The sequence below is a fragment of the Salana multivorans genome (assembly GCF_003751805.1).
Taxonomy (GTDB): Bacteria; Actinomycetota; Actinomycetes; order Actinomycetales; family Beutenbergiaceae; genus Salana; species Salana multivorans.
On the sequence record NZ_RKHQ01000001.1, the window covers coordinates 224,182 to 238,556 of the forward strand.

Sequence of the window (14,375 nt, forward strand, 5' to 3'; positions counted from 1 at the left end):
GTCGGGGGCCTCCGCTAGATCACAGAACCATAACACCGCCGCCGCGCCGCGTCGCGGGAATGCGGTTCACCTCACACGCCTCGCCGACCTCGTGTGCCACCCTTGGGCCATGGTAGGAAACCCCGTGCGTCCCGCGTCGTCGCCCGCCCCCGCGACCGGCGACGAGCAGGTCACCCGTGTGCTCGTCGTCGAGGACTCCCCCGAGATCGCCACCCAGGTCTCGCGGCGGTTCGCGGCCGAGGGCTGGGAGGTCGAGGTCGCGACCGACGGGCCCGGCGGTGTCGCCGCGGCGCGCAGCTTCGCGCCCCACGTCATCGTGCTCGACGTCATGCTGCCCGGGTTCGACGGCCTCGAGGTGTGCCGACGGATCCAGGCCGACGACCCGCGCGCGATCCCGATCCTCATGCTGACCGCGCGCGACGACGAGACCGACCTGCTCGTCGGCCTCGGGGTCGGCGCGGACGACTACATGACGAAGCCGTTCTCCATGCGCGAGCTCGTCGCCCGGGTCAAGGCGCTGCTGCGCCGGCACGAGCGGACCTCCCGCGTGGCGGTCGCCGACGTCGCGACGCCGGCCGGCCCTCCCCCGATCGAGCTGGGCGACCTCGTCATCGACCGCGCGCAGCGCCGCGTGAGCCGCGGCGGCACCGAGGCGCACCTGACGCCGACCGAGTTCGACCTGCTCGTCTGCCTCGCCCGCTCCCCGCGCACCGTGCTCACCCGCGAGCGCCTGCTCGAGGAGGTCTGGGACTGGATCGACGCGAGCGGCACCCGGACGGTCGACTCCCACATCAAGGCGCTGCGGCGCAAGCTCGGGTCGGACCTCATCCGCACGGTCCACGGGGTCGGGTACTCGCTCGAGCCGCCCGAGGAGTGAGCCGGCAGGTGCGCTCATGAGCCGCAGGGGCGAACCCGCCCGCCACGCCCGCGTGACGCCGTCGGCGACGCTGCGCTACGCCGTCGACGTCCGCCCGCTCGATCGCCTCACGACGATCCGGACGAAGCTCGGCGTCCTCGTCCTCGCGTCCGTGACGGTCTCCTCGATCCTCGTCTGGGCCGGGCGCAGCTACAACGGCCGCTGGTACATGACGTTCCCGGTCGCCATCCTCCTCTCGCTCCTCGTGACCCAGGTCCTGGCCCGCGGCATGACGTCGCCGCTGCGCGAGATGACGGCCGCGGCCCGCGCGATGTCGGCCGGCGACTACTCGATCCGCGTCCGCACGACGAGCCGCGACGAGGTCGGTCAGCTCGGGCACGCGTTCAACGCCATGGCCGCCGACCTCGCGCAGCTCGCCGAGGCGCAGCGGGCCATCGTCGCGAACGTGTCGCACGAGCTGCGCACCCCGATCGCCGCGCTGCGGGCCCAGCTCGAGAACATGGTCGACGGCGTCACCGAGCCCGACGAGGAGGCGCTGGAGGCCGCCCTCGCGCAGACCGAGCGGCTCACCCGCCTCGTCACCTACCTCCTGGACCTGTCCCGGCTCGAGGCCGGCGCAGCCGGCCTGCACCTGCAGCGGGTGCGGCTGCGCGACGTCGTCGAGGAGGTCGTCGCGGCGGCCGCGCACGCGGCGCGGGCGAGCGGACGGACGGTCGAGTGGGTGGTGGACGTGCCGGAGGACCTCGACGCGACGCTCGACACCGAGCGCATCCACCAGGTGCTGCTCAACCTGCTCTCCAACGCCTCGCGCCACTCACCCGAGGGCGGGACGGTCCGCGTCGTCGGCCGCGGGGGCCAGCACGGCGGCGTGGTGCTCGACGTGGTCGACGACGGGCCGGGCATCCCGCAGCACGAGCGCGACCGCATCTTCGAGCGCTTCGAGCGCGGCACGGGGGCGCCGAACGCCGCCGGCCGCTCGACCGGCGGCACCGGCCTCGGGCTCGCCATCGCGCGCTGGGCCGCCGGCCTGCACGGGGGCTCGCTCGCCGCGATCGACCCGGGCGAGCGCGACGGCGCGACGCTCCGTCTCACGCTCCCCGACCAGCCGCCGACCCCCTGACCCGCGTCGGCGGGCGCCCGGCCGTCAGTCCGCCCAGCCGAGCGCGCGGGCGGCGACGTCGAACGCGCGGGACGGGAAGTCCTCCCACCCCGGCTCCAGCTCCTCGCGCGCGAGGACGAGCAGTCCCCGTGCGCACGCCTCGACCTCGCCGTCGAGCAGGTCGCCGATCCGCGCGGCCACCCGCGGCAGGGCCGTCTCGATCCGGCGCAGCGGGTCGAACGGGTTGCGCGGGAGGTCCGGCGCGAGACGCTGGCGCAGCGCCTCGCACAGCGGCGTCAGCGCGTACGTGCGCACGAGCGCGCCGCCGACGATCCGCTCGCCGCGCCGGATCCGGCCGACGCCGATCACCAGCTTGACCAGGAACAGCCCAATCTGGTCGCGGGGGTCCGGGAGGGCTGGCGGCGGCTGGGTGACCACGTCACCGCCGTCGAGCAGCACCTCCCGGTCGGGGTCGCGGACGACCCAGGCCGGCCCCGCGCCGAACTCGGCCACGAGCCCGTCCTCGTACAGGGCGACGCCGCCGTTCTCCCCCTCGCGCGCCGTCAGCACGATCCGGTCCCGCTCGGGCAGGAAGGCCCACGTCCGGGCGAGGTCCGCGGCCGCCTCCGGCGCGAGGAAGACGTTGAAGTCGAGGTCGGACCACGCGTCCCGGCGGTGGGCGGCCGCGCGCGTCGTCGAGCCGAACACCAGCAGGCTCGTCACGCCCGGCGTGCTCGCGCACGCCTCGCGCAGCGCCGCGATGCGAGGTTCCAGGTCGCGCACCCCTGGAGCCGTGCCGGACCCGCCGCCCGGTCCACCGTGATCGCTCATCGTCCATCCTCCGCCGCACACGACCGTCCCCGTCGGACGACCTCCTCGACGCGATTCAACCAGGGGCGGGCAGGCCGCATCGCGGACAGGTGCACCGGCGTCACACCGGCCGATCCTCCCCCGGGACGCGGGAGTCGTGACCTTCGTTGCCGGCCCCACACCGGCGACACACCCCCTCTTGTTCGGCGCTTTGCCATGCGATGGTGAGCGACCTGACGGGGCGTCGAAACGCCGGTCCCCGGCGGTCTCTGCACCGGGACGTTGGGCCTAGGCTGGAACGGCTCAGGCAGACGATGGCGATGGAGTGAGCGAGCGTGGAGCACGATTCTCAGGGGTCAGCCCGAACGACGGCGTTCGGTGCGAACGAGTGGCTCATCGACGAGATGCGCGAGCAGTGGCTCGCCGATCCCGCCTCCGTGACGTCCGAGTGGCAGGCCTTCTTCGCCGGCTCCCCGGCCCCGGACGAGACCCCCGCGTCGGGAGGGGCCGCGACCCCGGCACCCGCGTCGTCGGCGCCCGCACGTCCGGCGCCAGCGGCGCGTCCGGCGCCCGCACCCGCCGCCGCCCCGGCACCGACCCCCGCGCCCCGCGCCGTCCCCACCTCGCCGCACGCTGACCCGCGCGGCCAGCTCGCCCCCCAGGACAACGTGCGCGCCGACCTTCCGCCCGCGGTCCCGCAGCCCGCGACGGCGGTCTACGTCGGTGAGGTCGCGACGCAGCGCGGCGTCGCCCTTCCCGACGCCGGGACCACGAAGCTGCGCGGTCCGGCCGCCCGCGTCGTCCAGAACATGGAGACCTCGCTCGGCGTACCGACCGCCACGAGCGTGCGCGCGGTGCCGGCGAAGCTGCTGTGGGACAACCGGATCGTCATCAACAACCACCTCGCCCGCACCCGCGGCGGGAAGGTCTCGTTCACGCACCTCATCGGGTACGCGGTCGTCGAGGCGCTCACCGAGATGCCGGAGATGAACGCGCGCTACGCGGAGGTCGACGGCAAGCCGGCCGTCGACCGGCCCGAGCACGTCGGCTTCGGCCTCGCGATCGACCTGGCGAAGCCGGACGGCACCCGCCAGCTCCTCGTCCCGTCGATCAAGAACGCCGAGACGCTCGACTTCCAGCAGTTCTGGGCCTCCTACGAGGACCTGGTGAAGAAGGCGCGCGGCGGCAAGCTCGGTGCCGACGACTTCGCCGGGACGACGATCTCCCTCACCAACCCCGGCACGATCGGCACGGTGCACTCCGTCCCGCGCCTCATGCAGGGGCAGGGGACGATCATCGGCGTCGGCGCGATGGACTACCCGGCCGAGTTCCAGGGCGCCTCGCCCGAGACGCTCGCCAACCTCGGCATCTCCAAGGTGCTGACGCTCACCTCGACCTACGACCACCGGATCATCCAGGGCGCGCAGTCGGGCGACTTCCTGCGGATCATCCACACCAAGCTCATCGGCGAGGACGGCTTCTACGACCGCGTCTTCGCCGCGCTGCGCGTGCCGTACGAGCCGGTGCGCTGGCAGACCGACATCGTCGAGGACGCCGCCACCGCGCTCGGCAAGCCCGCCCGGATCGCCGAGCTGATCCACGCCTACCGCTCGCGCGGCCACCTCATGGCGGACACCGACCCGCTCGCCTACCGCCAGCGCCGCCATCCGGACCTCGACGTCGCGAACCACGCGCTGTCGCTGTGGGACCTGGACCGCACGTTCCCCACCGGCGGCTTCGGCGGCAAGCCGCAGGCGACGCTGCGCGACATCCTCGCCCGGCTGCGCGACGCGTACTGCCGGACCATCGGCTCGGAGTACATGCACCTGCACGACCCGGCGCAGCGCCGCTGGCTCCAGCAGAAGATCGAGGGCGGCTGGCCGCGCCCGACCCGGGAGCAGATCGGCCGGGTGCTGCACAAGCTCAACCAGGCCGAGGCGTTCGAGACGTTCCTGCAGACGAAGTTCGTCGGGCAGAAGCGGTTCAGCCTCGAGGGCGGGGAGTCCGTCATCCCGCTGCTGGACACGCTCCTCGGCGCCGCGGCCGACGCGGGGCTCGAGGGCGTCGGGATCGGCATGGCCCACCGCGGCCGGCTGAACGTGCTCGCCAACATCGCCGGCAAGTCCTACGGCCAGATCTTCAACGAGTTCGAGGGCAACGTCGACCCCAAGACCGTCCAGGGCTCGGGCGACGTGAAGTACCACCTCGGGACGGTCGGCACCTACACGGGCGTCGACGGCAACACGACGCAGGTCTACCTCGCCGCCAACCCCTCCCACCTCGAGGCGGTCGACGGCGTGCTCGAGGGCATCGTGCGCGCCAAGCAGGACCGGATCGACCTCGGCGGCGACGGCTTCTCCTGGCTTCCGGTGCTCATCCACGGCGACTCGGCCTTCGCCGGCCAGGGCGTCGTGACGGAGACACTCAACCTGTCCCAGCTGCGCGGCTACCGCACGGGCGGCACGGTCCACATCATCATCAACAACCAGGTCGGGTTCACCACGGGCTCCTCCAGCTCGCGCTCGACGCTCTACCCAACTGACGTCGCCAAGGGCCTGCAGATCCCGGTCTTCCACGTCAACGGCGACGACCCCGAGGCCGTCGCGCAGGTGGCGCAGCTCGCGTTCGAGTTCCGCGAGGAGTTCCACAAGGACGTCGTGATCGACCTCGTCTGCTACCGCCGCCGCGGGCACAACGAGGGCGACGACCCGTCGATGACGCAGCCCGTCATGTACTCGCTCATCGAGGGCAAGGAGTCGGTCCGCACGATCTACACCTCCTCCCTCATCGGTCGCGGCGACCTCACCGCCGAGGAGGCCGAGCAGGCCCTCGCCGACTACCAGGCGGAGCTCGAGCGCGCCTTCCGCGAGACCAAGGAGGGCCGGCAGACCCCGCGGGAGGAGTCGAACGCCGGCCTCGAGGTCCCCGAGTCCCAGCGCGAGGACGCCGGCACGATGGTCGGCTGGACGACGGCCGTCCCCGCGTCCGTCGTCGCGCGGATCGGCGACGCGCACCTGGCGCCGCCCGAGGGCTTCGAGGTCCACCCGAAGCTGCGTCAGCTCCTCGACCGCCGCGCGACGGCGTCGCGCGAGGGCGGCATCGACTGGGGCTTCGGCGAGCTCATCGCGTTCGGCTCCCTCCTGCTCGAGGGCACGCCGGTCCGGCTCACCGGCCAGGACTCGCGCCGCGGCACGTTCGTCCAGCGTCACTCGGTGCTCCACGACCACCGCACGGGCGCCGAGTGGACGCCGCTGTGGTACCTCTCCCAGGACCAGGGCAAGTTCTGGGTCTACGACTCCTCCCTGTCGGAGTTCGCCGCGCTCGGCTTCGAGTACGGCTACTCCGTCGAGCGGCCGGACGCGCTCGTCCTGTGGGAGGCGCAGTTCGGCGACTTCGTCAACGGCGCCCAGACCATCGTCGACGAGTTCATCTCCTCGGCCGAGCAGAAGTGGGGCCAGCGCTCGTCGGTCGTCATGCTGCTCCCGCACGGGTACGAGCACCAGGGCCCCGACCACACCTCGGGCCGGATCGAGCGCTTCCTCCAGCTGTGCGCCGAGGACAACATGATCGTGGCCCAGCCCTCGACGCCCGCGAACTACTTCCACCTGCTGCGCCGTCAGGCCTACGCCCGCCCGCGCAAGCCGCTCGTCGTCTTCACGCCGAAGCAGCTCCTGCGCCTGCGGGCCGCGACCTCCTCGGTCGAGGACTTCACGACGGGAACGTTCAAGGGCGCGATCGGCGACACGGTCGACCCGAGCGGCGTCGACCGCGTGCTCATCTGCTCCGGCCGGGTCTACTACGACCTGCTGGCCGCGCGCACGAAGGGCGAGCACGGTGCCGACGAGCGGACCGCCATCGTGCGTCTCGAGCAGCTCTACCCGCTGCCGGAGGAGGAGTTCCGGGCGGTGCTCGCGCCGTACCAGGGCGCCGAGCTCATCTGGGTCCAGGACGAGCCGGCCAACCAGGGCCCGTGGCTCTACCTGGCCGGGATCACCGCCCGCAAGCTCGACGGCGTGCCGATCCGGCGGGTCTCCCGTCCGTCGTCGGCCGCCCCCTCGACCGGATCGGCCAAGGTCAGCACCGCCGAGCAGCAGGACATCATCCGCGAGGCGTTCGCCCGCTAGCCGACGACGCCCGGACCAGCCGGACACGGGACGACCCCCGTCGCGCAGCCACCCGGCTGCGCGACGGGGGTCGTCCCGCGCGGGTGCCTTTGGTCCCACACCCACCGCGTCCGCACCTCCTACGGTGTGGGGACGTGCCACGTCGACGTGGCGCGTCCGCCCGCCACCTCGGAGCTGAGATGACCGCAACGCAGGAACTCCCCACGTACACGCCGGAGGAGGAGGCGGACGTCATCCGCAACTCCCGCGGCACCCCGGTCGGCGCACGCGAGCATCGCCGATGGACGCCGCTGCGCATCGCGATCTGGGTCGCGATCGCCCTGGCGGGCGGCGTCGGCTGGACGATGCTCGCGATCATCCGCGGCGAGCACGTCAACACGGTCTGGTTCGTCGTCGCCGCGATCTGCACGTACGCGATCGCCTACCGGTTCTACGCGCTCTACATCCAGAAGCGGATCATGCGCCCGGACGACCGTCGGGCGACGCCGGCCGAGCGGATCAACAACGGCCGCGACTTCGACCCGACGGACCGCCGCGTCCTGTACGGCCACCACTTCGCCGCGATCGCCGGCGCCGGACCGCTGGTCGGACCGATCCTCGCGGCCCAGATGGGCTACCTGCCCGGGACGCTGTGGATCATCCTCGGCGTCGTCGTGGCCGGCGGCGTCCAGGACATGCTCGTGCTGTTCTACTCGATGCGCCGCGGCGGCCGCTCGCTCGGCCAGATGGCCAAGGACGAGATGGGGCGGTTCGGCGGCACGGTGGCCATCGTCGTCGTCTTCGTCATGCTCATGATCGTGCTCGCGGTGCTCGCGCTCGTCTGCGTCAACGCGCTCGCCGAGAGCCCGTGGGGCGTCTTCTCCGTCGGCATGACGATCCCGATCGCGCTCCTCATGGGGCTCTACCTGCGCTTCCTGCGCCCCGGCAAGGTCACCGAGGTCTCGATCATCGGCTTCCTCGCCCTCATCGCCGCGATCATCGGCGGTCGCTACGTCGCCGAGTCCTCCTGGGGGGACTTCCTCCACCTCACGCCGACGACGCTGGTCATCTGCATGGTGATCTACGGCTTCTTCGCCGCGGTGCTGCCCGTGTGGCTGCTCCTCACCCCGCGCGACTACCTGTCGACGTTCATGAAGGTCGGCACGATCGTCATCCTCGCGATCGGCATCATCGTCGCCCGCCCGCTCGCCCAGATGCCCGACTTCACGAAGTTCGCGTTCAACACCGACGGCCCGGTCTTCGCCGGCGCGCTGTTCCCCTTCCTGTTCATCACGATCGCCTGTGGCGCGCTCTCCGGCATGCACGCGATGGTCGCCTCCGGCACCACCCCGAAGATGGTCCAGAAGGAGTCCCAGGTCCGGATGATCGGCTACGGCGGCATGCTCATGGAGAGCTTCGTCGCGATCATGGCGCTCGCCGCGGCCGTCTCGCTCAACCAGGGCGTCTACTTCTCGATGAACATGTCGAGCGCGTCGATCGCCACGACCGCCGGCGACTCCTACTCCGCCGACGCCACGCCCGAGGAGAACGCGGCGGCGGCCGTCGGGAACCTCGACGTCAACCCGGACGGCCGGCTGGTCGAGGTCGAGTGGGAGACCGAGCGCGACGGCGAGACCGTCACGTTCACGGGCGCCGACGCGCTCGAAGCCGTGGCGCAGGACGTCGGCGAGCCGAGCATCGTCTCGCGGACCGGCGGGGCGCCCACGCTCGCCGTCGGCATGGCGAACATCCTCCACCGGGTGTTCGGCGGGACCGGGATGATGTCCTTCTGGTACCACTTCGCGATCATGTTCGAGGCGCTGTTCATCCTCTCGGCGGTCGACGCCGTGACCCGCGTCGCCCGGTTCCAGCTCGGCGACGCGATCGGGAACTTCGCCCCGAAGTTCCGCGACCCCTCCTGGCGGATCGGCGGCTGGCTCACGACGGCGGTCGTGGTCGCGTCCTGGGGCTCGCTGCTGCTCATGGGCGTGACCGACCCGAACGGCGGCATCCGGATGCTGTTCCCGCTGTTCGGCATCGCCAACCAGCTCATCGCAGCGTGCGCCCTCACCATCGTCACGGTCATGGTGGTGAAGAAGGGCTATCTCAAGTGGGTCTGGATCCCGCTCGTGCCGCTCGTCTGGGACACGGCGACGACGTTCACGGCGTCGTTCCAGAAGATCTTCTCCACGGACCTCAACCTCGGCTACTGGGCGCTGCACAACGCGACCAAGGCGAAGATTGCGGCCGGCGGGCTGGACGACGTGGCCCTGGCCAACGCCCAGGCCACCGTCCGCAACACGGCCATCCAGGGGACGCTGTCGATCCTGTTCGTCGTGCTGGTCGCGTGCCTCATGGCGACGGCCGTCATCGTCGTGGTCAAGGCGATCCGGACGGGCGCAACGGGCGAGGACCACTCGAGCGAGGACCCGTTCGTCGAGTCCAACTTCTACGCCCCCGAGACGCTCACCTACACGACGCCCCTGGAGAAGAAGATCGAGGCCGAGCACGCCATCGTCGGCGATCCCCGGCTCATGGCGGGAGGCCACCACTGAGCACCGACCCGACCGCGGCCGCCGCGGGCGGCTCGCCGCGCCGCGTCCCGCGCACCCTCACCGGGGTGCGCGGGGCGTGGCGCGCGCTGCGGTGGTGGGTCAGGGGCGTGCTCGGGGCCTCGGCCTACGACACCTACGTCGCGCGGCACCGGATCGACCACCCCGACCACGCGCCGCTGTCCGAGCGGGAGTTCTGGCGTCGGCGGCAGGACGAGGCGACCCCGAAGGGGTGCTGCTGACGCACGGTGGCCGGACGCCTGCGGCGTGCCGATCGGTGCGGGTCGACGCGGTCGACGGCACGTGCACGGGCGGGTGGCACGCGTGGGCGGTACGCGGGACGCGACGACGCCCCGGCCGTGCGGGACCCGCGCCGGCCGCGAACCGGCATCGCGCCCAGGGCACGGGCCCGGGTCAGAGCGTGCCGAGGATCTCCTCGGCGCGCGCGTCCTGGCCCGTCGCCCGCAGGAGCGCGACCAGCTCGTTGGCCGCCTCACCCCGGTTCGTGCGGTCCTTGACGAGCCCGAAGCCCTCGACCGCCGACTCCAGGCAGAACACCGCGCGCTCGAGCTCCTCGTCGCCGGTCGCGTCGCGCAGCATCCGGCCCGCGGCCCAGAACGCGTGGGCGGCGCTGGGGACGTCGCCGCACTCGGCGAACAGCTCGGCGGCCCGGACGGCGAGGTCGACGGCGTCCTTCGTCCCCCACACGCCGATCTGACCGACCGAGGCGATGACCCGCGCGAGCGCGTCGTCCAGCTCGGCGCGGCGCAGGCTCAGCTCCCTCGTCCGCCGCTCGCGCAGCCGCTCGTCCGGGATCTCGCCGAGATCGACGCCGGCGAGCCGCTCCAGCAGCGCGTTCGCCGCATCGAGGTAGACCTCGGCGCGGTCCGGGCGGGCGGCCGCCGGCGCCCACGCCACGATCACCTGCACCATGAGCTCCGGGTCGGCACCGGCCGCCCGCAGTCGCACCATCGCGGCCTCGTACGCCTGGTGCGCGCCGTCCTCGTCGCCGAGCTCCTGGGCGCACCGCGCCGCCTCGGCGTAGGCGAAGCCCGAGTCGAGCAGCTCCCCCGCCTCCTGCGCGCCGCGCGCCCCGGCCAGGTAGGCCGCCGCGGCCGCCGCGAGGTCGCCCTCGCCGCTGGCCGCCTCGGCCCGGGCGAGCCGGTCGACGTAGCCGGCGGGCTCGGTCGCACCGTCCGGGTCCGCGGCGCCCGCACCGGAGGCGTCGACGGCGCCGGCCGCACCACCGCTCACCTCGCCGGTCGCGCCGCCGTTCGTTCCGTCGACGACGCCGGCCGCTCCGAGCGGACCGGCCAGCCCGTCGGCGTCATCCGACCCGGCGGCGACGCCCCCGAGCAGGACCGCGTCGTCGTCTGCGTCGAGCCGGATGACGGCGAGGTCGAGGGGTTCGGCGAACCGCCGCCGCCCGAGCGCGCGCTCCAGCTCGCCGGCCCAGCGGTCCGTGCCATTGCGCGCGTCGAACCGGGCCGCGAGGTCGCGCGCCCGCGGCTCGAGCCACGCCCGCAGCTCCCCGAGCGTCCGGGCCGGCACGTCCGGCAGGGACACGGTGCGCTGGAAGTCTGGCTCCGGAAGATCGGCGAGCCCCGCGAGGACGGCGAGCTGGTAGTGGAGCCGGGACAGCGGGGTCTCCGCGCCGACGAGCAGGTGACCGTCCCGCGCCAGCCACTCCAGCGCGCGCTCGACCTGACCGCCGCGGGCCAGGAGCTGGAAGCCCCGGCCGCGCGCCTCCGCCATGTCGGACTCACTGGTCTGCAGCGCGGCCGCCGCGCGGCGGTGCGCGGTTGCCGCCTCGCGAAGCCGGCCCAGCTCGGCCTGCGCGAGCGCGAGCACGGCCAGCATGTCGCCGGGCTCGGTGGCGCACCAGCGCGTCGTCGGCGGGACGTCGAGGATGTGCCGGACGGCCTGCTCGGCGCGTCCGGTGCTCCACAGGTACTCGGCCTCGTCGCCGAGCGAGCACGCCTCGCACTGGGAGAAGTCGTCCCGGGGCGTCGCGACCCAGGCGTCGAACGCGAGCTCGACGTCGGGATCGCGCCGGTGGTTCGCCCAGGCGAACGTGCAGTAGGCGACGGCGTCCATGCCGTTCCCGGCGAGGGCGTAGCGCCGCTCCATGTCGGCCAGCGTCGCCTCGATCTGGCTGGCGGGGATCTCCGGGTAGCTCTTGAGGCCGCCGACCATCCACTTGAACGCCCAGAAGAAGTTCTGCCGGTCCGTCTCGTCGAACACCTCGGGTGAGGAGTCCCACAGCCGCAGCAGTCGCTGGAACGGGACGTGCGCCTTGTCGGGCTCCTCGCTCCAGACGTAGGACTCGACCTGCGCGAACAGCGCGTAGGCGAGCACCTCGATCGGGCCCTCGGCGTCGATCCGGCGCGCCAGCGTCTCGGCAAGCTGGGTGCGCGCGAGCCCGTAGGGCATCTGTCGGATCTCGCCGACGGCCGCCACGGCCTCCCCGGTGCTCAGGCTCATGCCACGTCCTCTCCACGCGGACCGCTCTGGGCGGTCAGTCCGGCCGACAGCAGGACGCCGAGCGCCCCGTTCAGATGACTCACCTCGCGCCCGCGCAGGCCGTCGCCCGCGAGCATGAGTGCCGTGAGGTAGAGCGCGCGGACCCCGGCGGCGAAGACCTCCCCGCGCGGGGCGGCGAGCAGGCGCCGGACGAGCTGCGAGGTGTCGTTGAGCACGAGCCGCCGGCTGCGCGCCGGGCGCTCGAACGCCGCGAGCACGCCACCCCAGACGGTGTCCGCCTCCGCTTTCTCCCGCGCGAGCGCGCGCTGGTGCTCGCCCTCGCGGTCCCGCAGCAGCATCGCCGGCACGTCGTCCGGGGCGAACTCGCGGACCAGGACGTCGCAGTCCTCCTGCGCCAGGAGCTCCCGCGCGGCCTCGATCGCGTCGATCACCTCGAGCTCGCGCTGCGGCACGAGGGGGCGCAGCACCTGGACCAGGTCGTCGGTCGCGAGCTCGCGCACGCTCCAGCCGGGCCGGCGGGCCAGCCGGGCGAGGAGGTCGGCGTCGTAGACGTAGCCGGCGTTGGCGACGACGAGGCCCTGCGCCCGCGCGACCGCCGCGACCCGCTGGTAGGCCTCCCGCGTCGAGGTGTAGACGACGTCCCCGTGCTCGGCGAGATCGGCCAGCGTCGTCGGACCGTCCGTCGTCTCGAACGGCAGGACGCGGGCCGCCAGGTCGAGCATGTCGTCGTCGGACAGCGCGAGCGAGCGCAGCGCGAGGTGGTGGGTCTCGATGAAGCGACGCGCGAGGTTGCTGCCGCTCGCGAGCGTCTCGGTCGCCCAGGTCTTGAGCTGGGCCGCCAGCGCCTCCTGCGTCGCCAGCAGCACCTCGTCGGTGTGCAGGTCCTCGCGCGAGGCCGTCGGGCTGAGGCCGTCGGCGTCCACGACGGCGCGGACGAAGAACGCCCAGTCCGGCAGCAGGGAGTCGACGCGGGTGCCGAGCAGCATCCGCTTGACGTAGACCCGGTGCCGGCCGCTGCCGGGGGCGACGGCCGAGGGAAGGATGAAGGCGACGCCCGTGACGCCGGCGAGCGGCACCGCGAGGTCGATGTGGCCGATCGGCGTGAAGCCGAAGGTCTCCTCGCAGTAGCGCACGAGCGCCTGCGTCCGGGCCGACTGCGTCTCGTGGGTCGCGCGCCACGGCGCCTCGTGCGTGATCCGGCGGGTGAGGAGCTCCCCGCCCGCGGGCTGGAGGACCGCGACGTCGATCGGGAGCAGCTCGCCGAACTCGGTCGCGAGCGCCGTGACCGTCTCCACCGACAGCCAGTGCTCGGCGTCCCGCCGGGCCCGCAGCCGGACCCGGCTGCCGACGGGGACGTCGGCCGGGTCGAGGTCGTCGACCGGGTCGGTGACCTCCTCGATCTCGAACGTCCCGTCGTCGTGGCCGGTCCACCGCACGACGCTCGCGCCGGGCCGCGCCGAGCGCGAGACCACCTCGATCGTGTCCGCGACCATGAAGGCCGCGAGCATGCCGATGCCGAACTGCCCGATGTACTCCGCCCGGCCGAGGCCCAGGTCGGCGTCCCGCTTGGACGAGCGGCCGATCGTCGCGAGCAGCTCGGTGGCCTCGGCAAAGGTGAGGCCGACGCCCGTGTCCGTGACCTCGAGCATCGGCCCACCGGAGCCGGGTGCGCCGACGAGGTCGGGTCCGCCCGCGCCGCCCGGCGCGACAGGACTCCCGGGCACCTGCGGGCCGCCCGGCAGGGCCGTGATCCGGACGCGCGCGGGCGCGTCCGGATCGAGCTCCCGCCGCGCGGTCACCGCGTCGACGGCGTTCTGCAGCAGCTCGCGCACGTAGACGCGAGGCCCGGAGTAGAGGTGACGAGCGAGGAGGTCGACCATGCCGCGCAGGTCGACCTGGAAGGTCTGGGTCATGCGGTGTCGCTCAGGCTCCGCTCTCGCGCTCGCGCTCCTGCTTGGCCTTCGCGGCGGCCGCGGCCTCCGGGTAGTGCTCGTCGAGGTGGTCGAAGAACTGCCCGATCGTCCCGAGCGCGCACGACAGGTGCTCGTCGAGCTGGGAGTCCGTGAGCCCGTGCGGGTAGTTGACCGCGAACTCGGCGAAGACGCTGCAGTTGTCCGGGTCGCCCGCCTGGTTGTCCGTCCGGTCGAGCACGAGGTAGACCTTGGGCCAGATCTTGTCCCGCGACCAGGCGTTGAGGATCTCCAGCAGCCGGCCGTACTGGTCGATCGGGAGGTCCCGGTTCCACCGCGCGCGGACCTGGAGGGCCTTGAGCCCGTCCGAGAGCACGTAGAAGAAGTACAGGTGACCGTCCCAGAAGCCGCCGATCTGTCCGTTGTCGTTGCGGCCGTAGTGCTCGCCCCGACGGTCGAACTGGGCCGCGATCCGGTCCTCGGTCAGCGGGAGCAGTCCGTCGCCGCCGGTCGTCTCGTTCTTGGTGAAGAAACCCATCG

At 73.0% G+C, this 14,375-nt stretch carries 9 protein-coding genes; 5 read left to right on the forward strand and 4 right to left on the reverse strand.

The window, feature by feature from the left end; translation table 11 throughout:
• Positions 1-109 precede the first annotated feature (109 nt).
• Together EDD28_RS01200 and EDD28_RS01205 are read left to right on the forward strand one after the other, a co-directional pair.
• Complete coding sequence (locus EDD28_RS01200) at positions 110-877, forward strand: response regulator transcription factor (RefSeq protein ID WP_123737970.1); 768 nt, start codon at positions 110-112, stop codon at positions 875-877.
• A 16-nt stretch (positions 878-893) separates the two neighbouring features.
• Complete coding sequence (locus EDD28_RS01205; RefSeq protein WP_123737971.1) at positions 894-1,997, forward strand: HAMP domain-containing sensor histidine kinase; 1,104 nt, start codon at positions 894-896, stop codon at positions 1,995-1,997.
• 24 nt (positions 1,998-2,021) lie between these two features.
• On the opposite strand, the gene EDD28_RS01210 is transcribed toward EDD28_RS01205, so the two are convergent.
• Positions 2,022-2,807: a hypothetical protein gene (locus EDD28_RS01210; protein ID WP_148059506.1), complete on the reverse strand. Its 786-nt coding sequence runs from the start codon at positions 2,805-2,807 to the stop codon at positions 2,022-2,024.
• 314 nt (positions 2,808-3,121) lie between these two features.
• On the opposite strand from EDD28_RS01210, the gene EDD28_RS01215 reads away from it, so the two are divergent.
• The 3 genes from EDD28_RS01215 (at position 3,122) to EDD28_RS01225 (ending at position 9,683) form a co-directional block, all read left to right on the forward strand.
• The gene (locus EDD28_RS01215; protein ID WP_123737973.1) at positions 3,122-6,910 is read left to right on the forward strand and encodes a multifunctional oxoglutarate decarboxylase/oxoglutarate dehydrogenase thiamine pyrophosphate-binding subunit/dihydrolipoyllysine-residue succinyltransferase subunit; all 3,789 of its coding nucleotides are present in this window, start codon (positions 3,122-3,124) and stop codon (positions 6,908-6,910) included.
• 179 nt (positions 6,911-7,089) lie between these two features.
• Entirely contained in the window at positions 7,090-9,444 is a 2,355-nt protein-coding gene (locus tag EDD28_RS01220; RefSeq protein WP_123737974.1) for a carbon starvation CstA family protein, read from the forward strand.
• Positions 9,445-9,509: 65 nt separating this feature from the next.
• Complete coding sequence (locus tag EDD28_RS01225) at positions 9,510-9,683, forward strand: YbdD/YjiX family protein (protein WP_123737975.1); 174 nt, start codon at positions 9,510-9,512, stop codon at positions 9,681-9,683.
• Positions 9,684-9,855: 172 nt separating this feature from the next.
• Here the strand turns inward: EDD28_RS01225 and EDD28_RS01230 are convergent, their stop codons facing one another.
• The 3 genes from EDD28_RS01230 to EDD28_RS01240 are packed head-to-tail and all read right to left on the reverse strand — an operon-like array spanning position 9,856 to position 14,373.
• Positions 9,856-11,925, reverse strand: coding sequence for a hypothetical protein (locus tag EDD28_RS01230; protein ID WP_123737976.1), 2,070 nt, complete (start codon positions 11,923-11,925; stop codon positions 9,856-9,858).
• The gene (locus EDD28_RS01235) at positions 11,922-13,838 is read right to left on the reverse strand and encodes an HSP90 family protein (RefSeq protein ID WP_123737977.1); all 1,917 of its coding nucleotides are present in this window, start codon (positions 13,836-13,838) and stop codon (positions 11,922-11,924) included. Before EDD28_RS01235 ends, EDD28_RS01230 begins: the two co-directional genes overlap by 4 nt.
• Before the next feature lie 10 nt (positions 13,839-13,848).
• Entirely contained in the window at positions 13,849-14,373 is a 525-nt protein-coding gene (locus EDD28_RS01240; RefSeq protein ID WP_123737978.1) for a type III secretion system chaperone family protein, read from the reverse strand.
• Positions 14,374-14,375 lie beyond the last annotated feature (2 nt).